The organism is Candidatus Phytoplasma solani (assembly GCF_040126175.1).
GTDB lineage: Bacteria > Bacillota_I > Bacilli_A > Acholeplasmatales > Acholeplasmataceae > Phytoplasma > Phytoplasma solani_A.
Window position 1 is genome coordinate 359912 of sequence record NZ_CP155828.1, and the last position, 26012, is coordinate 385923.

The following is a 26012-nucleotide window of genomic DNA, read 5'->3' on the forward strand; positions in this document are numbered from 1 at the left end:
TATTTAAAAGCAATAAAGATAAAAAAACTAAAAAAATATATTTAACTAACAATATTATTATAGCATAATAAAAGTAAAAAAAATAATCACTTTTGTAGTTTAAACCAAGTTTTTGAGCTAATAAAAAATTTTATTTGGGTATTTATATTTTTATAACAAACCTTTATCAATTAACATTTGACGCAAAAAATCTGCTTGCTTAAATTCTTTGTTTTGTCTTGCCATTTGCCATAAATGATAAGTTTGTAAATCTGTTTTTGTAGCGCGCACAAACTGAGGATTAATTCCTAAATCAGTTAAAATCCATAATAAAGTGTTGTGTGTTTGAGCTAAAAAGGATAAATTTTTGTTTTTATGAGTTGTTTTGATGCTCGTTTCAATTAAATCTATCACTTTATGAGTAGCAAAATCATCTTGCATCAATCGATGAAAAGAATTGACAATATTTGGTTCTAAGTCCGTTATTAAACTTTTTTTTATTTGTAAATAAAAATATTTTTTAGTTAAAAAAACGATGATTTTATGATATCTTTTTTGAGCTTGTTCCATTATCTCATAAGAAAAATTAATAGGTTTACGATAATGAGTACTTAAGATAAAAAATTTAATCACTGAAGGAGGAAATTGTTTTAATAAATCTTTGCACCAAACAATATTCCCTAAAGATTTAGACATTTTTTGGTTTTGATAATCTAACCTTGCAACATGCATAAAAAAATTTGCTAAAGGATAATTACTGCAAGCTTGGGTTTGTGCTATTTCATTTTGGTGATGAGGAAATTTAAGGTCAGTCCCTCCCCCATGAATATCTAATGAAATTTTAAAAATTTGCTGAATCATGGTTGCACATTCGGTATGCCATCCTGGGCGTCCCAAAAACCAAGGACTTTGATATTGAACCCCTTGAAAAGTTTTTTTCCATAAAATAAAATCACTTGGATTTTCTTTGTCAGGGTCTAATTGTTTTCTTGCGTTTTTTTTTAATTGATTTAAATCTTGCTTTTTTAATTGACCGTAATCAGTTATTTTAGATATTCTAAAATAAATACCTTGTTCGGTAAAATAAGCAAAACCCTTCTTTAAAAGATTTTGAATATAATTAATCATTGATGGAATATAATCAGTTGCTTGAGGGTAAAAATTAATTGTTTTAATTTCTAAATCTTTTAATAATTGAAAAAAAGCTAGGATATATATTTTAGCTAAAAGCTCTTCTTTAATTTCTTGTTGTAAAGAAGATGCAATGATTTTATCATCAATATCGGTAATATTAACAACATAAAAAACTTGAAAACCAATTGTTTCTAAATATTTTTTAACTGTATCAAAAAAAATTAATGGTCTTGTGTTTCCTAAATGCAAATGATTATAAACAGTCGGTCCGCAAACATACATATTAACGGTAGGAGTGTGCAAAGGAGTAAAAATTTCTTTTTGATTGGTTAAGGAATTATAAATTTTTAACATTTTCAAGCAATCCTTTTAATTTTAGAAAAATAGTTTAAAAAAAAGAAGTAATAAAATAAATATGATGATCAAAAAAATAAAACAAAAAACTATTTGAAAATAGTGATTTTTTAAATACAATATTAAAATATTGTTAATGCATTTTTTTTAAAATACCTTGAAATAAACTTTAATTGATGATGTCCTAATGAGTTTTGTAATTTTGTTTTATATTTGCTCATTTTTAAACAAAAGGATTATTTTTTTAGTTATTTATTAACTTTTAATTTTGTTTTATGTTTATCATTTTTAAAAGTTTTTTGGTTTTTTTCAAAATAATCAAATTATTATCTTTTTTTAAACTATGAGAAATTGATTTTTATCATTGGATGCAGTTTTTTTAATTATTTTTTGAAAAAAAATAATATTTAAAAAAATATGTAACTAAACTTTCTTGACATTTAATACCTCAAAAACTTGAACTAAATTAGCAAGAACTTGCTTTTTTCCTAACAATTCTAAAAAAAGTGGTAAACTAGGACCTTGCATTTGGCAAGTAACGCCAATCCGTAAAGCTGTGAAAAGAATTTTTTTAGAAAATTTATTATTTTGAGTTATTTCAACAATAATTGCGTTAATCATTTCTTTTTCAAAATTAATTGACTTTAATTTCTGATAAAAAATAGTTAAAATTGGCAATACGTAATCATGAGTTTTTAAAAATTGTTGCGCTTCTTGAGAAAAAGAAGGGTTAGTTATAAAAAAATAACGATATAAATCTATTGCTTGTTTTATATAATTCATTCTTTCTTGAAATAAAGTCACAAATTTAGTTAACCAAACTTGATTATTTACAGGTAAAGCGTTGACAAAATATTTTTTACTTATTATAAAAGAGGTAATGTTGTTGATAGGTGTTTTTCGGAGATAATAATTGTTAAAAAAATCTAATTTTGTTTTATCAAAAATAGCTGGAGATTTATTTAAACGATTGACATCAAATAAGGAAATAAATTCTTCAGGACTCAATATTTCTTTAGAGCTTAAAGGAGAAAACCCCAAAAGAGATAAAAAATTAAATAAAGATTGAGGAAGATAACCTAAATCAGCGTAATCTTCAATAAACTGAAGGACATCAAGGTCTCTTTTACTAATTTTTTTTCTTTTTTGATTTAAAATTAAAGTCATATGGGCAAATTTAGGAATTTCCCAATTAAAAGCTTGATAAATCATTATTTGTTTAGGGGTATTAGTAATATGTTCTTCCCCTCGAAAAATATGAGAAATTTTCATCAAATGATCATCAACGGCTGCTGCAAAATTATAAGAAGGATAACCATTAGATTTAATAATAACCCAATCTTCAATATCTTTGCTTAAAAAAGTTAACTTTCCTCTAATTAAATCATGAAAAGCAAAAGTTTGATTTTGTGGAACTTTAAATCTAATAGCAAACATTTTTTGATCTTTTCCAAATTCTTGATAAGCGAGATTTTTTTCAAGTAATTTAAAAGCATATTTTTGATAAATTGATAATCTTTCGGATTGACGGTAAGGACCAAAAGGTCCTTTTATGTCTGGTCCTTCATTCCAATTAATCCCTAACCAACGTAAATTTTTCAATTGTGAATTTTCCCCACTATCAACATTACGCAAAAGATCAGTATCTTCAATTCTTACAATGAAATCCCCTTGATGATGTTTAGCAAATAAATAATTAAATAAAGCAGTTCGGGCATTACCTATATGTAAAAAACCAGTTGGACTAGGAGCATAACGAACTCTTATTTTATTCATAGTTTTTTTCTTTCTCTTTTTATTTTGTAGTATTTTTTTGATAAAAAAAGAACTTTTTTGACAAAGTTCTTTTTTTTGTTATTAACGTTTTGAAAATTGTGGGGCGCGACGAGCTTTTTTCAAGCCATATTTTTTGCGTTCAACACAACGAGAATCGCGTGTTAATAATCCTGCCTTTTTTAAAATAATTCTTAATTCAGGAATGCTTTCTAATAAAGCATGAGCAATCCCTAAACGAATAGCGCCTGCTTGCGCAGAAAGACCACCACCACCAACATTAACGCGGACATCATAAGATTCTCTTTTTTTAGTAATTGCTAAAGGTTGCAACATATCTAAACGAGTAGCTGGTAGCGGCAAATAAGATTCAAAATTTTTAGTATTGATAGTGATGTTTCCAGTTCCATTAGTTAAAATAACTCGAGCAACAGCGCTTTTGCGACGTCCAGTGCCACAAAAATTTACTTTTTTCATATAATTAAACCTCTAATATTTCTGGTTTTTGAGCTTGATGATTGTGGTTTTCTTGGGGATAAACAAAAAGCTTCTTGCCAATTTGAGAACCTAATTTAGTGTGAGGAATCATTCCTAAAATTGCTTTTTCAACTATTCTAATAGGAAATTTACGCATTAAATCCGTTGCAACAATGCTAGTTAGTCCTCCTGGATAACCTGAATGTTTATAATAAACTTTTTGTGACCATTTTTTACCAGTTAATTTGATGTAAGATGCGTTAATAACAATTACATAATCACCATTATCAACATGCGGAGTATAATGAGTTTTGTTTTTACCTTTTAAAATTGCAGCTACTTTGGTAGCTAATCTACCCAAAGTTTTATCTTTAGCATCAACTAAATGCCATTTACGTTTGATAGTGGAACTGTTAGCCATCAAAGTTTTATGGTTATTTTTGGGAAGTAATTGATTAATCATGAGACTTTCTCCTTATTATTATAAAAATAAGATATTAAAATTTTTTTGCTTTTTCAAAAAAGTAATTTTTTTTAAACTAATTCTTTTAACAATATTAATTATAACGATTATTTTTTTCAACATTCTTTAATATTTTACTATAAAAAAGTAATTAAGTCAAGTGTAATAAGTAAAAAAAGTTTTTTTTATGATATAAAATATCAAAAATAAAACTAATAAAGAAGTAAATCAATGTAAATAAAAAAAATATTTAATTTATCAAAAATTTGATTCTTTATAAGATATAAGTATTTGACGTTTAATAGAAAAGTTTAGACATTAAGATTTTTTCGAAAAGCTAAAGCAGTCGTTTTGCCTTTTAATGATTCAACCAAAGCGAAAACAAATTCAAAGACAGTAATAGGAGAACGAGAAGTGACAAAATTACCACTAATAACAGCTTTTTGATTAGGTAAATAAGATCCTAAAATAAAATGTTGGCAATTAGGAAAACAAGTAAAAGAATGTTCTTTTAATAAATCTAACTTTCCTAAAAACATTGGGGCTGCGCAAATAGCGCCAACAATTTTATTAGAAACAATAAATTGTTGAATTAACTGTAATAAAAAAGTTTCTTTTTCAATAATTTGAGCGACGTAAGGACCGCCTGGAATTACTAAAAAGTCATGAGAAGATGTATCAATTGTAGAAAAATGACAATCTGCTTTGACTTTAAGGCCGCTAGAAGAAATAACTTCCAATGATAAATTAGGGGTAGCAGTAGTTAAAGGTAGAGAAACTCGTTTTAATAAAGCTCTAGTTACTAAAGCTTCGCAATCTTCAAAGCCATCGTATAAAACTAATATTCCTTTCATAAGACTCCTTTTTATTGTTATTTAGTAAATCATTTATCATTTTATCTTTAAGATAGATATTTTCGATGATATTGAAATATTTTTTTAAGTTAAAGATTGATAAGTAAATAAAAAAACACCACAAAAAATAGTTTTGTGGTATTTTGAAGAGTAACTTTTATTTTCCTAAATATTTTAATAAACTACGCTTTTTACTGTTTTTCATAAAAAGACCTCTTTTAGAATGGAAATCATGAGGATGTTTTTTAAGATGTTCGCTTAGTTTTTTAATTTCTTCTGACAAAATAGCAATTTGCACTTCAGAAGAGCCTGTGTTTTTTGGAAAACTAACAGTTGATTTAATAATTTCTTCTTTTTGTTTTTTAGTTAATGACACTAATTTACCTCCTTATTTTAATTAATTTTTTTAAGTAAAAAAAACTAAACTTTTAAAAATTGATCCACATTTAAAACAAAAATAGTGGCTCCCCCAATAGAAATTTCTGTTGGCAAAGAACTATAAGCTGAAAATTGATTCATAATACTATTAGGAATCAATTGAGTTTTTTTTTTGGAATGTTTACCAATGATGTCTAAAGCCTTATGGACTTGTTCTTCTTTAACCCCTAAAATAAAAGTAGCATTAGTTTCTTTTAAAAAACCTCCTTTAGTAGCTAATTTGGTTATAAAAAAACTATTTTCAATTAAAGAATTTTCTACTTTATTCGCATCGTTACTAGAAACGATAGCTATAATTAATTTCATATGATCCACAAAAATATTATACCTTATTTTTTTAAATTTAGAGAAAAAAATATTTTTAAAAAAACAAATTAAAAACTATCACTTTTTTAAATTTAATAATTAGTTAACGTTTATCTAATTTAGCAGCTAAAAATCCCCCGATTAATTGTACTATTTGGGTTAAAGCAAACATAGAAAAAACACAAACCATAATCAAATCTAAAGAATTAAAACCATTTAATTTTAATAAAGAAGAGTCACCATTATAACCACGAGAAATAGCAATTTCGCCGATCCCTATATGTCCTATAATTCCTAAGACAGAAGAATAAGCCAAAGATGTTACAAAAAGAGAAGAAGCTTTTAAAACAATATCAGAGCAAGTTTCCTTCAATAAAAAAAATTTAATAAATTGCCAGTTATTAGCTCCAAGACTATAAGATGTTTGATAAATTTCAGGGTTAACAGTGAGAAAAATTTGTTCACAATGCCGACCAAAAAGTGGAGTTAAAATTAAAATTAAGGAAATTAAACCAACTTTAAAACCATAAGATAAACCAAAAAAAGGATATAAAAAAAATTTAATAAACAAAACAATCAACAACAAAAAAGGAGTTGAAATTAAAAAATTAATAAACATGTTGCAAATAAAATATCTTTTATGATGTTTTTTCATTTTTAATAAATATAAATAAACACCTAAAGAAAGTCCAAGAAAAAAAGAAACCAAAGAAGAAAGAAAAGTTATTTTAACAGTTTCTAAGAAAGCTTTTGCAAACAAATAATGATTCCATTCTTTATAAGTTATAATTTTCCAAAAAGTTTTTAAAAAAGTAAACATTATCTTAAGAAACTCTTTCGGCCGAACTAGTTTTCCCTAAATATTTATCTTTAATTGTTTGGCTAAGAATATCTATTTTTTCTCTAGGAATCATATAATATCTTCCTTTAAAAATCCCTTCTTGTGCTTCGTTAATAATTTTTTCTTGTTTTAAAACTTCTTGTAAAATTTTAATTTCTTTAGATTTTTCATTATCTTTTCTAGCCACTAAAGAAATAGTATAAGAATAAATAGGATCTTCTAATTCATCAGGTTTTTTAAGTGTTTCAACGACGCTAACATCATTAGATATGTTGCCCATAAGAGTAGGATATTGAAGACATAAATCATAACCTCCATTTAGAAATTTATGAGTAATTGAAATTAATTCATCAGTTTCATATTGAATTTCGGGGAAACCAAAAACACTTTCAAAAAAATTGGGTTTGAGTTCAAAAAATGTTTGAGTTGTTGTTCCAAGGTTATTTTTTTTAATTATGCCTAATTGTTCTAATAAATAAAAAGATAAAGACTGTTGAAAATTATCATTAGGCATTAAAATTTTTAGTTTTTTGTTGGGATTATCTTTTTTGAATTTTTTTAAGTCTTCCAAATTTTTAAAATTATTGTCTTTGTTTAAAGCAAAAAGACTAAATTTAGGTAAATAACCCGCTTGAACAAAAGTCAATCTATTATTATAATTTTGGTTAGCTATATTTAAATGATGAACATGGGCGTCAAATTTCGCATCTACTTCTTTATTGGCTAATAATTCATCAGTTTTATTAAAACCATTAGGAAAATATAAAATTTCTAAAGTAATGTTGTGATATTTTTTTAAATGTTTTTTCACAGAACCTTCTAATAGGTTTTGAACCGTCGATAAAGCAGTAGCTACTTTTAATCGCGAAGGAAAAAGATCTAAAGCAGTTTGTTTTGAGAAATGAGTTTTTAGATTCCAATAAAAATAACCTAAGGTAAAATTGACCAAAAGAGATAACGTAAATAAAACAAGTAAGAGATTTTTTTTATTCTTCCAAGGTAAAGAAAGTAAATAAAACATATATAAATACACCTTTGTAAATTAATTTATGGTTTTTTTGCAAAAAATAGTTAAAAAATGTTTTGATAAGGAACTGCCTCCATTTTATAAGTGGGATTTAAAGCAACAATTTTTTCTAACTTACCTTGATGCAAAATAGCTACTCGATGACATAAACTTTTAATAACTGCAACATTATGAGAAACTAAAAAAATAGTAGTTTTAAGTTGTTGATTGGTTTTTAGCAACAAGCACAAAATTTCTTGACTTGTAATTTCATCTAAAGCAAAAGTTGGTTCATCGCAAAAAACAATTTTGGGTTTATAAATTAAGGCTCTTGCAATTGCGATTCGTTGTTTTTGGCCGCCTGATAAGGTTTTGGGGTAAACGTTAGCGAAAGATTGTAAACCTACAAATGTTAAAATTTGATTAACTTCTTTTTGGATCAATTCTTTGCGATATTTTCTAATTTTCAAAGGTAAAGCGATATTATCAAAAACATTTAAATTATTCAAAAGATTAAAATTTTGAAAAATCATAGCACTTTCAAAACGATTAAAAGATTTTTGCATCACTTGTGACATATTTTGATCTGGTATTATAAATTCATTCATTATTTTTAATAAAGTACTTTTACCAGAACCAGATGATCCGACAAGACCAAAAATTTCACCTTTTAAAACTGTTAAAGTAATATTTTTAAGAATTTTTAGATGCGTTTGGTTCATCATAAAGGTTTTAGAAAGGTTTTTAATTTTAATCATAATAATCCATTTGTTATTTTAATAATTTTACAATATTTTAAATTCAAACAAATAGATTCATATAATGAATTAATTTACTTGTAACATTCAAAAAAATTAAATATTTGTTAATGTTTGTATTAGTTGTGTAAAATTTAAGGGTAAAGGAGCTTTGAGTTTCATTTTTTGAGAGGTGATGGGATGTGTAAATATTAACTCTTTAGCATGTAAAAATTGACCTAAATCAGTATTATAATGTTTGGAACCATAAAGTTTGTCTCCTACAATCGGATGTTTTAAATAAGATAAATGAGTTCTAATTTGATGAGTGCGTCCTGTTTCTAAAATAAATTCCATTAAAGAAAAATTCTTAAATCTTTTTAAAGTTTTAAAATGGGTAATTGATTGTTTTCCATTTAGTAAAACTGCCATTTTTAAGCGATCATGAGTATTTCTTGCAATCGGAAGATTAATGGTTCCTTTATCTTCTAAAAAACCTTCTATAAAAGCCCAATAAACTTTTTTAATAGTTCTCGTGTTAAAAGCTGTTTGTAATTTCTGACTAACATTATCATTTTTAGCTATTAATATTAAACCAGTGGTATTTTTATCTAACCTATGAACAATTCCCGGTCTTAAAGTATCAAGATTACTTAAAGATTTAAATTGATAAATCAAACCATTAATTAAGGTGATGCCTGAAAAACTCAAAGAAGGATGGACAATTAAATTAGAAGGTTTATTAATGACAGCTAAATATGGATCTTCATAAATAACATCTAAATTAAGATTATAAGGTTTTTGAATATTTAAAGGTGTTTTGAAAACAGTAGCTGTAATGGTTACTAAATCTTTAATTTTGAGTAGATATCTTTTTTTTGCGGGCTTGTGATTGACTAAAACTTTTTGAGATAAAATTAGTTTTTGAGATTGACTTTTATTCCAAGTAGTTTGACAAACTAAAAAATGATCTAATCTTTGCATTGCGTTTTTTTCTGAAATAAGAAAATCTTTAATTTCTTGCATATAAAAAACCTTTTCTAAAAAGATAAAAAAGAACAAATCTTAAGTTTACTTAAAGTTTGTTTAATGGCGGGGTTTTGTTTTGAAAAGAAAACTTATTTTAATAAATTTGTTATTTTTTTATACATTATTTTTTTGGTTTTATCCGAATGGAATAATTTAATTTTCTATTGAATTAATGCTTGGTTCATTTGTAGAAATTAATTCATTATTGTTTTTTTCTTTTTCAGCTGCTTTTTTTTCTTCTTCCCACCAACCAATTTTATTTGTGGCAACAATTTCATCAATATCTTTTTTAGTAAGTGTTTCAATTTCTAATAAATATGAAGCAATAGCATCTAATAAGACTTTATTTTCTTTAATAATTCTTTTTGCTTCTCCGTAACAGCTAGAAATTATTTTTTGAATTTCTTGATCAATTTCTAAACCTTTAGGATCAGAAAAATCATTTTGAAAATTGTTTCCTGAATATTGGACAAGTCCTAATTCACTCATCCCGAATTTAGTAACCATTAATTTAGCTATTTTAGTAGCCTCTTTAAAATCACTGTAAGCACCACTAGAAACATCATTAAACATTAATTCTTCAGCGACTCTTCCACCCAAAAAAGAAGTAATTTGAGCTAATAAAGTTTTTTTGGAAGAAAAGTAAGTTTCTTCTTGGGGTAACATTAAATTATAACCGCCAGCATTACCACGGGGAATAATAGTTATTTTTTGCACTACTTGAGCAAAAGGCATTTTAATACCAACGACGGCATGCCCTGCTTCGTGGAAAGCAACCATCCTTTTTTCTTTATCACTATATTTACGAGATTTTTTAGCAGGACCCATTAAAATACGATCCAAAGCTTCACTAATATCTTTTTTATTAATTGTAGAAGCACTTCTTCGAGCGGCTAATAAAGCAGCTTCATTTAAAGTTCCTTCTAATTGAGCACCACTGAATCCAGGAGTTTGTTTTGCTAATTCTTCCAAACTAATTTCTTTAGATAATTTTTTATTATTAGCATGAAGTTTTAAAATAGCTTCACGGTCTTTTACATTCGGTAAAGCAATATTAAAATGACGATCAAACCTACCTGGTCTTAAAATAGCTGAATCAATTGCTTCTGGTTGGTTAGTTGCAGCAATGACAATAATTCCTGATTTTTGGTTAAAACCATCCATTTCAACTAAAAGTTGATTTAAGGTTTGTTCCGAACCACTGTTTGTCATCATTGCTCCTCTTTTTCTTGCAACAGCTTCAATTTCATCAATGAAAACAATACACGGAGCTGATGCTTGTGCTTCTTTGAAAAGATCCCTGATGCGGCTTGCTCCAAGACCTACATAAACTTCATCAAATTCAGAACCAGCAGCAGCAAAAAAAGGAACACCAGCTTCACCAGCAACAGCTTTGGCTAAAAGGGTTTTACCAGTTCCTGGAGGTCCATATAATAAAACACCTTTTGGAATGCGAGCTCCCATAGATATATATTTGAGCGGGTTTTTTAAAAAATCAATTAACTCAGACATTTCTTCTTTTTCTTCATCAGCACCTGCAACATCTTTGAAAGTAAATCTTTTGTTAGGAATAGTTGCTTTTCTTGATTTAATACCTTTTTTAGCAGAAAGTTCATTACCGACTTGTTCAAGTGTATCCGAAAGAACAAGGTAAAAACAATATAAAATGATAACTTTGAAGCAAATCCAAGCAATTTCTATTGCAATTTCGTAACCATAATGAGGACGTGGATCTTTAGGATTTATTTTAATGTTTTTTAAAGAATCTTTTAGTCCCTCATCATTAAACAAATATTCTTTAGGGACGTGAAAATAATCAATTTTTTTATTATCTTTTTTGGTAACGGTTAATTTAAGATAATTTGTAAAAATAACAGGTTCATAAACTATTTCTTTTATTTCTTTATTTTCAAAAGAATCTGTTAATGATGTCAAGCCATCAGGATCTGTATTTTTTTTGTTAAAATAACACCATCCAAAAGCAAGAGCAATAACTACTAGAGCTACATATAAAACATAAACATTAAATTTTTTAAAAATTTTATCTAAAAATGTCATAAAATTACCTTCTTTTTTTAATAAATATCTAAGTTTTTAATAAATATCTAAGTTATTGGATAATTAAAAAAACAACTAACTTTTTAAATTAATTTTGTAAACCTAAGGAAATCAAATGAAAACTACCTAAGGTATAATTAATATATAAATGAGGAATCCATAAAATATTATCATTATGATCAACTATTAACCATAAATTATTTCTTTGGAGAAAAGGGACTTTTTTATTGATTAAAAAGTTTTTGAGTTTTTGCTTTCCAAAACTAAATTTCAAGTAATCACCTGGTTTTTTTTGACGCAACTTCAAAGGAAAAATAATTTGTTGTAAATCATAACTAATAGTTAAAACTTGTTGCAAAGAAGAAGGGAGACAAGTTGCACAAGTAGAGACATAAAGTAAAGGTTTTTTGTAGACACAATCTTTTATTGTTAAGGATGTGTCATTAGAAACAAGACCAAAATAATTATAACTTTTAATCAAAGAATAACCTAAATTAAGAGTCCAAGATAAGTTAGGTTTAGTGGAAAAAGATAGTCCTTTTACTATGCTTTCAACCACTAAAAAAGTTTTATCAATATTTTTTTTTTCTAATAAATAAAGTATAATATCTTTTTGAATTACTTTATCAAGGGATAAAAAAGGAGCGAGACAAAAGACTAAACTATTAGCTTGAAAATTTAAGTCTTTTTGCAAAAAAAACAAGATATAATCTTTTTTAGTTTGATTTCTTTCAACAAAAAGAAGAGTTTGTTTTCTAATAAAATGTTGAGTTTGAAAAAGAATGAGCGAAAAATTTTTAATGTTTTGTAAAAAAGTAGTTTCTTCTTTGAGGTAAGGAATAATATGATGTCTTATTTGATTTCTTTGATAGATATTGATTTTATTGGTATAATCGGATAAAAAAGGAATCTTATTTTTTTTAGCATAAGAAATAATTTTTTCTTTAGTTAAGTACAAAAAAGGTTTTAAAAAGAGAAATCCTTGCAAAGATAACTCTGGTTGCATTCCACTATAACCTAGCAAAGTGCTACCACGAGCGATTTTTTGCAAAATAGTTTCTGCTAAATCATCTAAATGATGAGCTGTGATAACATAAGGAGTTTGGTATTTTTTAGCTATTTGTTTTAGCTTTTCTTGTCTTAAAAGGCGAGCTTGAGTTTGAAAATTTTTGAAATCTAGTTGCAATTCAAAATAATAAAAGGGTATTTGTTTTTGGAAACAATAAGTTTGAATCAAATCTTTGTCTTTAAAAGCATCAGAACGTTTTAAATGATTGAAATGAACTACTTTTAACTGAAACTTTTGCGACCACAAAAAATCTAACAAAACCATCGAATCAATGCCACCACTAATAGCTGCAATATAAGTTTTTTGAGGATCTAATTTTAAAGATAATTTCATTGAACTACTTTTACTCTTGTTAATTTAGAATTTAATTTTTAAAATTTTTAATTGTTCTTGGTCAACAGTTCCAGGAGCGTTTAACATTAAATCTTTAGCGCTTTGAGTTTTAGGAAAAGCAATCACGTCTTTAATATTGTTAGTTTTTGTAAATAGCATCACTAAACGATCAAGTCCTAAAGCTAAACCACCGTGAGGAGGAGTTCCGTATTTTAGAGCTTCAATTAAAAAACCAAATCGTCTTTCTGTTTCTGCTTGGGTAAAACCCAAAAGTTTAAAAATTATTTCTTGAGTTTGTTGATTATTAATCCTCAAAGAGCCACCACCAACTTCATAACCATTCCAAACTAAATCATATGCTAAGGCTAAGGCTTTTGAAGGTTCTTTTTTTAAAGCATTAATGTCACAAGGGGCGGTAAAAGGATGATGTAAAGAGTAAAATCTATTATTGCAAGAATCAAATTCAAACAAAGGAAAATCAACTATCCATAATAAAGATTCTTTGGTTTCATCAATTAAAGCTAAATCAGCTGCTAATTTACTTCTAAAAAGTCCTAAAGCTTTATGAACTTTTTCTTTTGGACCTGAAACTACAAAACAAATTTCTTCATTTTTCAAAAAAGAATCATCTTTAATAAATTTTGATATTACACTCATAATTTTATCATTTTTTTTGTTAAAAATGAATAATTTTAAACAAAAATTATTTTCAAAGAAAAGTTGGTATTTTTCTATTTGACGACGACTTAAAAAAAGTGTTTTAGTAACTTTAAAACCTTTTATGTCTTCTTGAAAAATATTGTTTTTCCAAGCGCTGTCGTCAAAAAAAGCATTAAAATTAGTAATTTTTAAAGGATTTCTTAAATCGGGTTTATCAGAGCCATAAAGTTCTAAAGCTGTTTTATAAGTTAAAGTCATAAAAGGTTGTAAAAGTTTTTTTTGCCAAATATTTCGAAACAAATCAACAAAAATTTTTTCAGTTAAAGTAATAATATCACTTTTAGTACAAAAAGCGGTTTCAATATCAATTTGACTGAATTCAGGTTGACGATCCGATCGCAAATCCTCATCGCGAAAACAACGAGCTACTTGAAAATATCTTTCAAAACCAGCAATCATATATAATTGTTTAAAAAGTTGTGGCGATTGAGGTAAAGCATAAAAATTTCCTGGATAAATTCTTGAAGGAACTAAATAATCTCGCGCTCCTTCTGGAGTTGATTTAGATAAAATGGGAGTTTCAAGTTCTAAAAAATCATTTTTTAAAAGTGTTTGGCGAATACTTTGAGTGATATGATGCCTTTGAATTAAAAAGTGTTTTACTTCTGGATTACGTAAATCTAAATAACGATATTTAAGCCTAGTTTCTTCAAGGCTTGTTTGACTTTTAAAAATATTTAAAGGAAGAATTTGGGATTCGCTTAAAACATTTAAAAAAGAGACTAAAATTTCAATTTCTCCTGTTTTTAATTTGTTGTTTTTATTGCTTCTTTCAACAACTATTCCTTTGATTTCAACAACTGTTTCTAATTTGAGAGATATGATTTGGCTGTATTGAGGATTATTTTCTTTGATCAATAATTGAATTACTCCAGAAACATCCCGTAAGTCTAAAAAAATAGTTTTACCTAAATTTCTCTTGCGAAAAAGAAAACCTTTTAAAAAAACTGATTCTCCTTTATTTTGAAGAGTTAATTGATTATTAGAATGGCTATATTTATTTTTCATAAGGTTTTCTTTTAACTCCTTGTTGTTTTAAATAAAGAATAATATCTTTTTGAGCAATAGTGGCTTGAGTTTGATTTTTGGTGTTTTTAACAGTTATTTTTTCTTTAGCAAATTCTTGATTTCCTAAAATTAAAAGATAATGCGGTTTATTTTTTAAAGCTTGTTTTAAAGCTTTGGTGAAAGTTAAGAAATAATAATTAAGTTCTATTTTAAATCCTTGGTAACGTAAATAATGTGTTAAAGCAAGCCCATGATAAAAAAAATCTGGTTCTAAAATCAATAAAAAAAGATCTAAAGTATCAGTTTGTTGGGTAGGACAAAAATTATTTTTTTGTAAACTTAACATTAACCTTTCCATCCCTAAAGCAAAACCAATACCAGGAAGATCTTTGCCCCCTAATATTGATACTAAATGATCATAACAACCCCCACCACCTAAAACCATTTTCTTAGTTGTGATTTCAAAAACTGTATGCGTATAATAATCAAGTCCACGGACTAAATTATGACAAATTTCAAAAGTAATTTCCATACTTTTTAAACCCTTTAATACTTTTTCAAATCTTGTTTTAGATTCTAAAGAAAGAGAGTCTAAAATTTTAGGAGCTTGTTGTAAAAAGGAGTGTTGTGGACAAATTTTGCAATCCCAAATACGTAAAAGATTATTTTTAAATCTTTCTTGACATAAATGACATAATTGTTCATAATATGCTTCTAAATAAGTTTTAAAAATTTGCAAATAATTAAGATAATCATTTTGATTACCTAAAGAATTAACTTTAACAATAACATCATCAACCCCTAATGATTTTAAAAATTGATAAGCTAAGGTAATTACTTCGACATCTAAAAAAGGGGTTGTTTTCCCTAAAACTTCAATCCCTAATTGATGAAATTGACGATAGCGACCTAATTGTGGTCTTTCATAACGAAAATAAGGGCCATAATAATAAAATTTATTTAACTGTGAATTTTGATCTAATTTATTTTCGATATAACTACGAATTATGCCAGCTGTTCCTTCGGGCCTTAAAGTGATTAAGCGATTTTTTTTATCTGAGAAAGTATAAGTTTCTTTGGTAACCATTTCAGAATGATGAGCAGCTCGATTAAAAACTTCAGTATATTCCATGATAGGAGTTCGTATTTCTTGAAAATTATGACGCATAAAAAAAGAATGCAAATAAGTTTCAACTTTGTGCCAATAAGTCATTTGTGTTTCTAATAAATCATGAGTTCCTTTAATCTTATAAAACATTTATTTTGTCCCTTTCTTACGTTTATTTGATATTGATTGAATAAAGAAAAAAATCTTTTGCAAAATTCAACAAAATATTAAAATTTTAACAATGCAAAGAATAACAAATTAGGTAAGATCCACAAAAAAAGAACCGGAAAAGAACAACATTTTTTTGAGATAGTAAAAGCATGACTCAAAAAAAATGCTTAACACTATTTTTATTATACAATAAAAAAAGAATTACAACAAAAAAATAAAAAGTATCTTTTTTTCTTTTTAACAAATCTAAAAAAATATTTTTAATTATTTTAATTAACAAATAATTTAAATAATTATAAAAGTTATATATAATCAAAATTTAACAATTTGTGACTGTTTTACCTTATTTTTTTGAACTTTTTGAATTTAATTTTTAGTTTTAATAATTTTTTAGAAATAACTTAAAAAATATTGAAAAATTGTGAACTTGATTAAAGACCCCAAGAAGAGGTTTTTTGTGCTAAAATTTGTTTGCCTGTGTCATTTAAAAAAACTTGATTTTTTTTAATAGTAATATAATTTAATTTTAAAGCTTTGGTAAGGCATTTATCATAAGAAGACAAGGACCATTGAAGCTCTTCTCTTAGTTTTGAGATTTGATTGGATCTTTGATCTTTTTCATTATTGTTTAAATGCATTAAAAAAGATATTACCATAAAATATTTTTTTTGGAAATGGTTTTTTATAATTTTGGCGACAATTCCGTTTTTAGTTTCAAAAAAAAGAATCAACAAAAAAATAACCAAAATAACAACTGAAATTAACCCTGATATTGGAAGATCCCAAATAATACCTAAAAAATAACCTAAACTAGAGCTGACAAAAGAAAACCATAAGGACAAAAAAATACAATTTAATAATTTTTTACTTAATAAAAGAGCAATTGCAGCAGGACCGATAATACAAGTAATTGTCATCACAGAACCAACTATATCAAAAGAAATAACTGCTGTTACAGATATTAAAGTCATTAAAAGATAGTTAATTATAATCGAAGAAAAACCTAAAATGGCTGCTAAAGTAGAGTCAAAGATAAATATTTTTAATTCTTTATAAAAAAGAAAGACAAAACTAAAGTTTAATAATAAAATAGGAATAATTTTTTTTAAGGCGCTAATATGAGTTAATTCGATATTGCCCAAGAAGACAGCATCGGTATCCATGTGTACATCTCGTATGTAAATGCTAATAATAATAATGGCAATAGCAAAGAAAAAAGTAAAGACAATTCCGATAGCAGCATCTTTTTTAATGCGAGGATTTTTACCCATTATTTCTACTAAATAAACAGTTAAAATACCTATGAAAGTAGCTCCAAAAATTAAAAAAGGAGAATCAAGTCTTTTAATTAATAAAAAAACTAAAACAATTCCTAATAAAACACTATGACTAATAGCATCAATCACCATTGAAACTTTTTTTAAAACCAAAAAAACACCTAAAATTGATAACGTTAAAGAACAAAAAATTAAAATTGCATAAACTTCCATATCAAAATTATTAATAACGGTATTTAACATTATTGCACCCTACCATCAATTAAATTTTCAACAACTTTGATTCCTTTAGTGGTAATCAATATCTTTTCTTGTTGTTTAATTAAATATTGTTCTTTAAATAAAAAAATTTTAATTTCTTGACTATCGAAATATTCGTTATATTTATAAAAATGAATTAATTGCTTAAATTTCTGTATTTTTTTTTGATAACGGTAATGTTTTAATTTTTGTTGAATAACGCCATATTTAGGATTTAGTAAACATGCTATAAAAAGAATAATAGCAGTTACAACAATAACAGCAGGTCCTGTAGGAACATTGGCATTACAAGTACTTACAACCACACCAATAAAACCAGAAAAAACCATAATAAAGGAAGAAATAATAACATTAACTGCTAATTTATTGCTAATTTGACGAGAAATAATGCTAGGCATAATTAAAAAAGCACTAGTTAAGATAATACCTGTAATTTTTAAACTAATAACAATAACTCCAATTAACAAAGTATTAAAAATAACAGAAATAACGAGATTGTGAAAACCTATACTTTTAGCAAAAATTTCATCAAAGAAAAAAACCTTTAATTCTTTCCATAACAAAAAAACCACTATTAAAATTATTAAAGATCCAATAGCAATCAACCAAACATCACTAGTTTCAATTAATGCCACTTGTCCTAGAATAAATTTTTCTAAAACCGCAATGGAACTATTTTTATTATTTTTTTGGGCATAAGCTATTAAAATATTACCCAAACCAAAAAAAGATGACAAAATTAAAGATAAAACTGCATCAGATTTAATTTTTGAATATCTTTTGATTACTTCCATTAAAAATAAAGAGACAATAGCAGCCCCAAAAGCACCTATCCAAATAACCCAAATATCAGTTTTACCAAAGTAAATAAAAGATAAAGCAATCCCTGGTAAAACAGTATGTGAAATAGTATCCCCTAACAAAGCTTTTTGTTTTAAAATAACAAAATTACCTAAAATACCTGCAGCAAAACCTAATAATACGATACCTAAAAAGATTTTAATAGTACTATATTGTATTAATATATTTATAATATCATTTAATTTCATATAATTTACTTTTTAGGTGGTTGTGGGATTATTTTTTTATAAGGGCTAGATTGATGAGAATTGGAGGTATTTTTTAATTGATGATGTTGATAGGTTTTTTTGATATTTTCAGGAGTAAAAGTAGTTTTAATAGGGCCACTTGCTATCTTTTGGATGTTTAATAAAACTATATGATCAAAATATTGAAAGACTGTTTCTAAATCATGATGGACTACAATAATAGTTTTGTTTTGTTTTTGTAAATCTTTTAAAACAGTAATAATTTTTTTTTCAGTTTGGATGTCAACCCCTTGAAAAGGTTCGTCCATTAAATAAATATCTCCTTGTTGGGCTAAAGCGCGGGCTAAAAAAATTCTTTGTTGTTGTCCGCCTGAAAGTTCTGAAATTTGACGGTCTTTTAATTCTTGCATAGCTACTTTTTCTAAAGATTGCATGACTATTTGACGGTCTTTTTCGGTTGGTCGTCTAAACCAACCTAAATGTCCATATCTCCCCATTAAAACAACATCAAAAACAGTAGTGGGGAAATCCCAATCAACTGAATTTCTTTGAGGGACATAAGCTATTTGTTTTCTTATTTTTTTATATACTTGCCCTTGAAATAAAATTTCTCCCGAAACTTTAGGTATTAACTCAATTAAAGTTTTAATTAAAGTTGATTTACCAGCTCCATTAGGTCCTATAATTCCTGTTAAAGAACTTTGATGAAAATCAACATCAACATCCCATAAAACTGGTTTTAAATAATAACTAACTGTTAAATCTTTAACCGTAATAGCCGTCCTTTTATTCATCATAATTTTTTTCTCCTAAATAATTTTTGATAATTTCAATATTGTTTAAAAAAGCACCGATATAAGTTGAGTGTTTATAATTTTTATCAATAAATTTTTCTTCATTTTCTGTTTTTCCCAAGGAATCAGAATATAATTCAACATCTTTAGGAATCTCAATCTCTCCTTTTAGTCCTTGTTTTTTTCTTTGATTATCAACTTCTTCTTTTAAACTTCTTAAAGAGTTTTTCGGCATAGAACTTTCAGTAAAAATAGCTTTAACATTGTTTTTAGCTAATTTTTGAGCTAAAGTAACTATCTTATTATTGCTAGCTTCAGTTTGAGTTGAAATTCCTTGAATTGGTTCTAACTCAAATTCACATTTATTTTCTTTGCAAAAAGCTTTCCAATAAGAAAAAGCATCATGAGCAGTAACAATAATAAATTTATAACCTTTATTTTCTATTTTTTGTTTTAGTTCCTCCATCTCTTTTATAATATATTTTTTTAATTCTCCCAAGTCATCAGAATAAAATTTAAAATTTTGTTCTAAAATATTTTTATCTTCTATTGTTTTAACAATCTCTTTTTCTAAAAGAACTTTTTTTAAGTTTTGAAAAATTTCAATCCATAAATCAGGATTAAACCAAATATGAGGATCATAATCTTCTAAACCCTCTTCTTTCAATAACTTATTTTTAAATTTAGAATTTTCTAATAAACTTTTGCCTGCATCATAAAGACAATCCTTTTTGGTAAATAATTTAAAAGCATCAGGCATTTTAGCTTCTAAATGAAGTCCATTGACAACTACTAAATCAGCATTTTTAATTTTTAGGCGATCTGATAATTTAGTTTTATAATTGTGGGGATCAATTCCTACACCCATTAAAGTTTGACATTCAATACCTTTAATTTTTTTATATTTTTGGTTTTCTCCTTGTTCAACATCACCAATTAAATGTTTTACTAAATCTTGTAACATTGTAGTTGTTGTCACTATCATTTTAGTTCCATTGGTTTCTTTTTTTTCTCTTAAAAAATAAGCATAGATAGGAATTGACAAAATGAAAACAGTTATTGCTAAAATTAAAAAAGTGATAATAATTGATTTGTGCTTGTTTTTATTTTTTTGCATAAACTATTCTTGTTCTTTCTAACTTTTTTTCTTATATTTTATATTATTGAAATCATCGTTGCATTCTTTTGGTATATCCATTTTTTTTTGATGTTAGTTTTTTTTGATTTTAATATTTACCAACTAATCTTAGTTGTTAATTATAAATAATATCAAGCGATAACCTTTTTATTAATTCTTTAAAAAAATAATTTTTATCTTTTATATGATTTTTACTTAAGTATCAATAAATTAAAAATAGATTATTAAAAATAAAATACTTAATATATAATTATAACATATAAAAAAATAAAAATTAAAAATAATTTTTTATAATTTTTATAATCAAAAAATTATTATGATTTTCAAAAGAAAACTTTTTTTCACAAAAAACAAAAAATAAAATTAAAAAGTTTAAAAAAACGTTAGCAGTCCATTTTGGGTTGTTGTTGGACAAATTAGTTTTAATTTAATTATTAAGGGTTAAAAGTTTTTAAATGCTTATCTTAAAAATTATTAAATTTTTTTAAATATTGCTTTCTTTTTGCAAACTAAGATAATGTTTATGTGTTATAATAACATTAATTAGTGTTTTTTTAACTCTAAAATTACTTTTTTAATTAAAAAATATTTAAAATATCTTTTTAAAAAAAATAAATGTTATTGTCAAAAAAAATAGGAGATATGCTTTGGAAAAAGCCTTAGTTATTAGATTTTTAGCTGGTATTTATTATATCAAAGATTTTAAAACACAAACTGTTTTAGAAGCTCAAAAAAGAGGAACTTTAAAAAAGTCTCATTTGAGTCAAGACAGTCAATTAAAAAGCAATCGTAATGAAGTTAGTATTAAAGTAGGAGATGTTGTCCTTTATGAATTTTGTTATGATAAACATTTAATTCATACAATTTTGCCTCGCAAAAATGAATTACAAAGACCTAATATTGCTAATGTTGACCAAGTATTATTAGTTTTTTCCTTAATTAAACCTAACTTTAAAACACTTCTTTTAGATAAATTTTTATTGATTTTGGAACAACAAAAATTAGATGTAATTTTAGTTTTTTCTAAAATAGATTTACTTGATAAAAAAAATTTAGAAATAATAAAACAACAAATTAATTATTATAACACTTTTTATCCTTGTTATTATGTTAATTCAAAACAGCAAATAGGCATTGATGTTTTGAAAAACATTTTTAAAAACAAAATCACTGTTTTAGCTGGACAAACAGGAGTTGGTAAATCAACTTTATTAAAAGCTTTTATTCCTGAAGCACATTTGAAAACCCAAGAAATTTCAGAAAGTTCAGGGAGAGGCAAACACACCACTAAAAATGCTCAATTATATCCTTTTAACAATGGTTTTATCGTCGATACTCCTGGTTTTTCTAAATTAGATTTAAATGGTTTTTCTTATCAAGATTTAAAAAATTTTTATCCTGACTTTTTAATATATCTTAATCATTGTTTTTTTGGCAACAATTGTCTTCATTTACAAGAAACAAGTTGTGGTGTTAAAAAAGCTTTAGCAAATGGTAATATTTTATCTTCACGATATGATAATTATTTTTATTTCGTTGAAGAAATTAAAAAAGAAAGAAAAAATTATATTTAACAAATAAAATTTTATTTGTTAAATTATTTTTGTAAAAATATTTTTATTGTTTGGTTTTTTTATATTAATAATATAAATTAAGATATTTTACTTTTATATATTTAATTTATTAATTTCAAGATTTTAAGCAAAAAACTATTTTTTGATCTTCTAGAAAAAATGAATTAATTGTTAAATTTTTAAAAGCAATAAATTACTATAATTAAGTTAACAAATAAGGAGTTTAAAAAAATGAAAATAGGCATTATTGGTTTACCTAACGTAGGAAAATCAACTTTATTTAACGCTTTAACTAAAATGCAAGTTTTAGAAGCTAATTATCCTTTTGCAACAATTGAACCGAATATCGGAATAGTAGAAGTTCCAGAACCTCGTTTAAAAGTTTTATCTCAAATTTTTCAATCTCAAAAAATTACTGCTGCTTTAATAGAGTTTAAAGATATTGCTGGTTTAGTAACCGGTGCTTCACAAGGGGAAGGGTTAGGCAATCAATTTTTAAGTCATATTCGCAATGTAGATGCTATTTGTCATGTTGTTAAATGTTTTGAAGATCCTAATATTTTTCATGTTATGGATGAAAATGATCCTTTGGAAGAAATTAACATTATTGAAACTGAACTTGCTTTGGCTGATTTAGAACAAATCGAAAAACGTTTACAAAAAATCGTTAAACAAAAAAAGAAAGGCGATAAAGCTTTATTATTTGAATATAATCTTTTGAGTAAAATTAAAACTTATTTAACAAATGAAAACTTAAAAGATCTAGTTTTAGATGAAGAAGAATTAAAAATAGTTAAAAACTTTAATTTATTGTTTTTAAAACCTTCTCTTTATTTAGCTAACGTCAAAGAAAATGATTTAACGAACATAAATTCAAATCCACTTTTACAAAAAGTATGCACTTACGCACAGAAAAAAGGTAAAAAAGTAATTCCTTTGTGTGTTCAATTAGAAAAGGAGTTATCTTCTTTGGAGGTAGCAGAAAAAGAAACTTTTTTAAAAGATTATGGTTTAACCAAAACAGCTTTTGTAAGATTAATTCAAGAAAGTTATCATCTTTTGGGATTGCAAACTTATTTTACAGCAGGTCCTAAAGAAGTGCGCGCTTGGTCTTTTAAAAAAGGTTTAAAAGCTCCTGAATGTGCCCGTATTATTCATACCGATTTAGAAAAAGGATTTATTAAAGCTGAAGTGCTTGCTTATCAAGATTTAATTGTTGATCAAAATTTTCAAAAAAGTAAAGAAAAAGGTAAAGTTAGAATTGAAGGTAAAGAATATCTCGTGCAAGATGGAGATATTATTAATTTTAGATTCAACGTCTAAATAATAATAAAATTATAAGAAAGCAAAAAAAATATGCAAAATTATAAAAATACTCTTTTAATGCCTAAAACTAATTTTCCGATGAAAGGTAATTTAGGAACTAAAGAAATTAATATTCAAGCATTTTGGGAAAAACTTAATTTATATCAAAAAAAAATGAAACAAAATCAAAATTCTCCTTCATTTATTTTGCATGATGGTCCTCCTTATGCAAACGGCAACATTCATATCGGACATGCTTTAAATAAAATTTTAAAAGATTTTATTATTCGTTTTTACAATATGCAAGGTTTTTACACCCCTTATCTTCCTGGTTGGGATACTCACGGACTTCCAATTGAAGTGGCAGTTTTAAAAAAAATAGGTTTCAACAAAAAATTGACAAGAAAAGAATTTATTAAAAAATGTCAATCTTTTGCTTTAGAAAATGTAGAAACACAAAAAAAACAATTTCAAAGATTAGGCATTTTAGGTGATTGGGAAAATCCTTATTTAACTTTAGATAAAAGTTTTATGGCAAATCAAATTCGTATTTTTGGTAAAATGGTATCACAAGGTTTAATTTTTAAAACTTTAAAACCTATTTATTGGTCGCCTACTTTAGAATCAGCTTTGGCAGAAGCTGAATTAGAATATCATAATCACACTTCTCCTTCTATTTATGTAGCTTTTTCAATGATAGAAACTAATTTATTCAAAAATACTTCTTTAGTTATTTGGACAACCACTCCTTGGACCTTACCAGCTAATATGGCTATAGCAGTTCACCCTGAAAAAGATTACCAATTAATTGATGTAAATCAAAAGAGTTATTTAGTTGGCAAAAACACCCTTCCTCAACTTAAAAAAATATTTTCTTGGGACAAAATCAAGATTATTGCTACTTTTAAAGGACAAGAATTAGAACATTTAAAATATTTGAATCCTGTTGTTCCTAAGACAGGAAAAATTATTTTATCCGATCATGTTTTAGATAATGAGGGTACTGGTTTAGTCCACATCGCCCCTGGTCATGGTTTAGAAGATTTTTTAGTTAGTCAAAAATATGATTTAGCAGTGGTTTGTAGTGTTGATAAAAAAGGATTTATGACTAATTGCACTCAAAAATACGAAGGTTTATTTTATACCGAAGCAAATAATGCCATTATTTCTGATTTAAAATTGGGTCATTATTTATTAAAAGATGATCTTATAACACATTCTTATCCTTATGATTGGCGAACTAAAAAACCAGTTATTTTGTTGGCCCTTTCTCAATGGTTTGTTTCTATTAAAAAAATTAAAACTAATTTATTAAAAGAGATTCAAAAAGTTAACTGGATGCCTCAATGGGGAAATTTAAAAATGACTAATATGATTAAAGATCGTAGTGATTGGAATATTAGTCGTCAAAGAATTTGGGGAGTACCGATTGCTATTTTTTACACTGAATCTAACGAACCTATTTTAGACTTAAAAGTAATTAATCATGTCGCTGATTTGTTTGAAAAACACGGTATAGAAATTTGGTATGAATGGGATTGTAAACAACTTTTACCTGATAATTATAAACATCCTCAAAGTCCAAATGGTCTTTTTACCAAAGAACTTGATATTATGGATGTTTGGTTTGATTCTGGAACTTCTTATAGTGTTTGTTCTCAAACAAGCGATCTTTATTTAGAAGGTTCTGATCAATATCGAGGTTGGTTTAATTCTTCTTTAATCACTTCTGTAGCTGCTTTTAAAAAAGCTCCTTACAAAAAAGTGATTACGCATGGTTTTGTTTTTGATGGTCAAGGTAAAAAAATGAGTAAATCTTTAGGGAATGTCATCGATCCTTTAACTATTGCTTCCCAAAAAGGAGCTGATATTATTAGGTTGTGGGTTGCAAATACTAATTATAATTTTGATGTTCGCATTAATAATGATATTTTGAATCAAATAGAAAATATGTATCGTAAAATTAGAAACACTTTCCGTTTTATGTTAGGTAATTTAAATTATTTTGATAAAAATAAGCATTATATTAATTTTGAAAATAGAAATCCGATTCATCAAGCAGTAATGATGGATTTAGAAGAAGTGATAAAACACGTTTTAAACGCTTATCAAACTTATAATTTTGAAGCAATTTTAAGACATTTATTCCCGTTTATTACTAATAAAATTAGTGCTTTTTATTTTGATTTTATTAAAGATATTTTATATATCGAAAAAGAAGAACACCTAGAAAGAAAAATGATTCAATCAACTATTTATGATTTGTTATCAACTTTTTTAAAAATTTTAACCCCTATCATTCCTCATACCACCTCTGAAGTTTATAGTTTTGGTCATTTTTTTGATCAAGAAGATGTTTATTTAGAATCAATGCCACAATTAAAAGTTCATCAAGAAACAAATCTTTTATTAGAATATCATAATTTTTTATCATTGCGAAAATCTATTTTACAAGCTTTAGAAAAAGCAAGAATAAACAATATTATTAATTCTTCTTTGCAAGCACACATTAACTTATTTTTAACTGAAGTACAAATACATACTTTAGAAGTTTTACAAATCAAAAATCAATTACATCAACTTTTTATTGTTTCAAAAGTAACCTTAACCGAAAGAACCTTTTTTTCCGTGGAAATCATGAAAGCAATTGGTTATCCTTGTCAAAGATGTTGGAATGTAGTCATTACAAAACCAAATCAAAATTTATGCTTGCGTTGCAAAAACATTTTAAATTAGAAAAAAATAAATATTATTTT

At 25.9% G+C, this 26012-nt stretch carries 22 protein-coding genes; 3 read left to right on the plus strand and 19 right to left on the minus strand.

The window, feature by feature from the left end:
* Window positions 1-150: 150 nt before the first annotated feature.
* The 19 genes from cysS to PSOL_RS01885 all read right to left on the minus strand — a co-directional run bounded on the left by cysS (window position 151) and on the right by PSOL_RS01885 (window position 20356).
* Window positions 151-1467, minus strand: a complete 1317-nt coding sequence (cysS, locus tag PSOL_RS01795) for a cysteine--tRNA ligase (protein WP_349401610.1) — start codon at window positions 1465-1467, stop codon at window positions 151-153.
* A 423-nt stretch (window positions 1468-1890) separates the two neighbouring features.
* The gene (gltX, locus tag PSOL_RS01800) at window positions 1891-3243 is read right to left on the minus strand and encodes a glutamate--tRNA ligase (protein ID WP_349401611.1); all 1353 of its coding nucleotides are present in this window, start codon (window positions 3241-3243) and stop codon (window positions 1891-1893) included.
* A gap of 81 nt (window positions 3244-3324) precedes the next feature.
* Window positions 3325-3717 carry a 30S ribosomal protein S9 gene (rpsI, locus tag PSOL_RS01805; protein ID WP_349401613.1) on the minus strand — a complete coding sequence of 131 codons (393 nt, stop codon included), beginning with the start codon at window positions 3715-3717 and terminating at the stop codon, window positions 3325-3327.
* A gap of 4 nt (window positions 3718-3721) precedes the next feature.
* Window positions 3722-4180, minus strand: coding sequence for a 50S ribosomal protein L13 (rplM, locus tag PSOL_RS01810; RefSeq protein WP_349401615.1), 459 nt, complete (start codon window positions 4178-4180; stop codon window positions 3722-3724).
* A gap of 311 nt (window positions 4181-4491) precedes the next feature.
* On the minus strand, window positions 4492-5034 hold the full coding sequence (locus tag PSOL_RS01815; protein WP_349401616.1) for a DJ-1/PfpI family protein: 543 nt from the start codon (window positions 5032-5034) through the stop codon (window positions 4492-4494).
* A 157-nt stretch (window positions 5035-5191) separates the two neighbouring features.
* The gene (gene rpsO / locus PSOL_RS01820; RefSeq protein WP_349401618.1) at window positions 5192-5410 is read right to left on the minus strand and encodes a 30S ribosomal protein S15; all 219 of its coding nucleotides are present in this window, start codon (window positions 5408-5410) and stop codon (window positions 5192-5194) included.
* A 44-nt stretch (window positions 5411-5454) separates the two neighbouring features.
* Window positions 5455-5778 (minus strand): cyclic-di-AMP receptor, encoded by a 324-nt coding sequence (locus PSOL_RS01825; protein WP_349401621.1) that lies wholly within the window; start codon window positions 5776-5778, stop codon window positions 5455-5457.
* A gap of 103 nt (window positions 5779-5881) precedes the next feature.
* Window positions 5882-6598, minus strand: a complete 717-nt coding sequence (locus tag PSOL_RS01830) for an ABC transporter permease subunit (RefSeq protein ID WP_349401623.1) — start codon at window positions 6596-6598, stop codon at window positions 5882-5884.
* Window positions 6599-6602: 4 nt separating this feature from the next.
* Window positions 6603-7640, minus strand: coding sequence for a MetQ/NlpA family ABC transporter substrate-binding protein (locus PSOL_RS01835; protein WP_349401624.1), 1038 nt, complete (start codon window positions 7638-7640; stop codon window positions 6603-6605).
* A 50-nt stretch (window positions 7641-7690) separates the two neighbouring features.
* The gene (locus PSOL_RS01840) at window positions 7691-8383 is read right to left on the minus strand and encodes an ATP-binding cassette domain-containing protein (protein WP_349401625.1); all 693 of its coding nucleotides are present in this window, start codon (window positions 8381-8383) and stop codon (window positions 7691-7693) included.
* Between the two features lie 96 nt (window positions 8384-8479).
* Entirely contained in the window at window positions 8480-9388 is a 909-nt protein-coding gene (locus PSOL_RS01845; RefSeq protein ID WP_349401627.1) for an RluA family pseudouridine synthase, read from the minus strand.
* Window positions 9389-9544: 156 nt separating this feature from the next.
* Window positions 9545-11449: an ATP-dependent zinc metalloprotease FtsH gene (gene ftsH, locus PSOL_RS01850; protein WP_349401629.1), complete on the minus strand. Its 1905-nt coding sequence runs from the start codon at window positions 11447-11449 to the stop codon at window positions 9545-9547.
* Window positions 11450-11537: 88 nt separating this feature from the next.
* Window positions 11538-12851: a tRNA lysidine(34) synthetase TilS gene (gene tilS / locus PSOL_RS01855; protein ID WP_349401632.1), complete on the minus strand. Its 1314-nt coding sequence runs from the start codon at window positions 12849-12851 to the stop codon at window positions 11538-11540.
* Window positions 12852-12875: 24 nt separating this feature from the next.
* Window positions 12876-14579 carry an aspartate--tRNA ligase gene (gene aspS / locus PSOL_RS01860; protein WP_349401633.1) on the minus strand — a complete coding sequence of 568 codons (1704 nt, stop codon included), beginning with the start codon at window positions 14577-14579 and terminating at the stop codon, window positions 12876-12878.
* Complete coding sequence (hisS, locus tag PSOL_RS01865; RefSeq protein ID WP_349401635.1) at window positions 14569-15837, minus strand: histidine--tRNA ligase; 1269 nt, start codon at window positions 15835-15837, stop codon at window positions 14569-14571. Before hisS ends, aspS begins: the two co-directional genes overlap by 11 nt.
* A 452-nt stretch (window positions 15838-16289) precedes the next feature.
* Window positions 16290-17378 (minus strand): metal ABC transporter permease, encoded by a 1089-nt coding sequence (locus PSOL_RS01870; RefSeq protein ID WP_349401636.1) that lies wholly within the window; start codon window positions 17376-17378, stop codon window positions 16290-16292.
* Window positions 17378-18445, minus strand: a complete 1068-nt coding sequence (locus PSOL_RS01875) for a metal ABC transporter permease (protein ID WP_349401637.1) — start codon at window positions 18443-18445, stop codon at window positions 17378-17380. The genes PSOL_RS01870 and PSOL_RS01875 overlap by 1 nt, the downstream gene beginning before the upstream one ends.
* A gap of 5 nt (window positions 18446-18450) precedes the next feature.
* Complete coding sequence (locus tag PSOL_RS01880) at window positions 18451-19239, minus strand: metal ABC transporter ATP-binding protein (RefSeq protein WP_349401638.1); 789 nt, start codon at window positions 19237-19239, stop codon at window positions 18451-18453.
* Window positions 19232-20356, minus strand: a complete 1125-nt coding sequence (locus PSOL_RS01885; RefSeq protein ID WP_349401639.1) for a metal ABC transporter solute-binding protein, Zn/Mn family — start codon at window positions 20354-20356, stop codon at window positions 19232-19234. Before PSOL_RS01885 ends, PSOL_RS01880 begins: the two co-directional genes overlap by 8 nt.
* Before the next feature lie 668 nt (window positions 20357-21024).
* Here PSOL_RS01885 and rsgA point away from each other — a divergent pair.
* The 3 genes from rsgA to ileS all read left to right on the plus strand — a co-directional run bounded on the left by rsgA (window position 21025) and on the right by ileS (window position 25992).
* Window positions 21025-21951, plus strand: a complete 927-nt coding sequence (rsgA, locus tag PSOL_RS01890; RefSeq protein ID WP_349401640.1) for a ribosome small subunit-dependent GTPase A — start codon at window positions 21025-21027, stop codon at window positions 21949-21951.
* 231 nt (window positions 21952-22182) lie between these two features.
* Window positions 22183-23274 (plus strand): redox-regulated ATPase YchF, encoded by a 1092-nt coding sequence (gene ychF, locus PSOL_RS01895; protein ID WP_349401641.1) that lies wholly within the window; start codon window positions 22183-22185, stop codon window positions 23272-23274.
* A 33-nt stretch (window positions 23275-23307) separates the two neighbouring features.
* Window positions 23308-25992, plus strand: coding sequence for an isoleucine--tRNA ligase (ileS, locus tag PSOL_RS01900; protein ID WP_349401642.1), 2685 nt, complete (start codon window positions 23308-23310; stop codon window positions 25990-25992).
* Window positions 25993-26012 lie beyond the last annotated feature (20 nt).

What these genes read in the sequence shown, in the direction of transcription:
- rplM (WP_349401615.1), bottom strand. Translation starts at nt 4,180, where the DNA reads ATGATTAATCAATTACTTCCCAAAAATAACCATAAAACTTTGATGGCT.
- ftsH (WP_349401629.1), bottom strand. Translation starts at nt 11,449, where the DNA reads ATGACATTTTTAGATAAAATTTTTAAAAAATTTAATGTTTATGTTTTA.
- PSOL_RS01870 (WP_349401636.1), bottom strand. Translation starts at nt 17,378, where the DNA reads ATGTTAAATACCGTTATTAATAATTTTGATATGGAAGTTTATGCAATT.
- PSOL_RS01845 (WP_349401627.1), bottom strand. Translation starts at nt 9,388, where the DNA reads ATGCAAGAAATTAAAGATTTTCTTATTTCAGAAAAAAACGCAATGCAA.
- PSOL_RS01815 (WP_349401616.1), bottom strand. Translation starts at nt 5,034, where the DNA reads ATGAAAGGAATATTAGTTTTATACGATGGCTTTGAAGATTGCGAAGCT.
- ychF (WP_349401641.1), top strand. Translation starts at nt 22,183, where the DNA reads ATGAAAATAGGCATTATTGGTTTACCTAACGTAGGAAAATCAACTTTA.
- PSOL_RS01840 (WP_349401625.1), bottom strand. Translation starts at nt 8,383, where the DNA reads ATGATTAAAATTAAAAACCTTTCTAAAACCTTTATGATGAACCAAACG.
- PSOL_RS01885 (WP_349401639.1), bottom strand. Translation starts at nt 20,356, where the DNA reads ATGCAAAAAAATAAAAACAAGCACAAATCAATTATTATCACTTTTTTA.
- aspS (WP_349401633.1), bottom strand. Translation starts at nt 14,579, where the DNA reads ATGAAAAATAAATATAGCCATTCTAATAATCAATTAACTCTTCAAAAT.
- PSOL_RS01875 (WP_349401637.1), bottom strand. Translation starts at nt 18,445, where the DNA reads ATGAAATTAAATGATATTATAAATATATTAATACAATATAGTACTATT.
- cysS (WP_349401610.1), bottom strand. Translation starts at nt 1,467, where the DNA reads ATGTTAAAAATTTATAATTCCTTAACCAATCAAAAAGAAATTTTTACT.
- PSOL_RS01830 (WP_349401623.1), bottom strand. Translation starts at nt 6,598, where the DNA reads ATGTTTACTTTTTTAAAAACTTTTTGGAAAATTATAACTTATAAAGAA.
- tilS (WP_349401632.1), bottom strand. Translation starts at nt 12,851, where the DNA reads ATGAAATTATCTTTAAAATTAGATCCTCAAAAAACTTATATTGCAGCT.
- rpsI (WP_349401613.1), bottom strand. Translation starts at nt 3,717, where the DNA reads ATGAAAAAAGTAAATTTTTGTGGCACTGGACGTCGCAAAAGCGCTGTT.
- ileS (WP_349401642.1), top strand. Translation starts at nt 23,308, where the DNA reads ATGCAAAATTATAAAAATACTCTTTTAATGCCTAAAACTAATTTTCCG.
- PSOL_RS01880 (WP_349401638.1), bottom strand. Translation starts at nt 19,239, where the DNA reads ATGAATAAAAGGACGGCTATTACGGTTAAAGATTTAACAGTTAGTTAT.
- hisS (WP_349401635.1), bottom strand. Translation starts at nt 15,837, where the DNA reads ATGTTTTATAAGATTAAAGGAACTCATGATTTATTAGAAACACAAATG.
- gltX (WP_349401611.1), bottom strand. Translation starts at nt 3,243, where the DNA reads ATGAATAAAATAAGAGTTCGTTATGCTCCTAGTCCAACTGGTTTTTTA.
- PSOL_RS01835 (WP_349401624.1), bottom strand. Translation starts at nt 7,640, where the DNA reads ATGTTTTATTTACTTTCTTTACCTTGGAAGAATAAAAAAAATCTCTTA.
- PSOL_RS01825 (WP_349401621.1), bottom strand. Translation starts at nt 5,778, where the DNA reads ATGAAATTAATTATAGCTATCGTTTCTAGTAACGATGCGAATAAAGTA.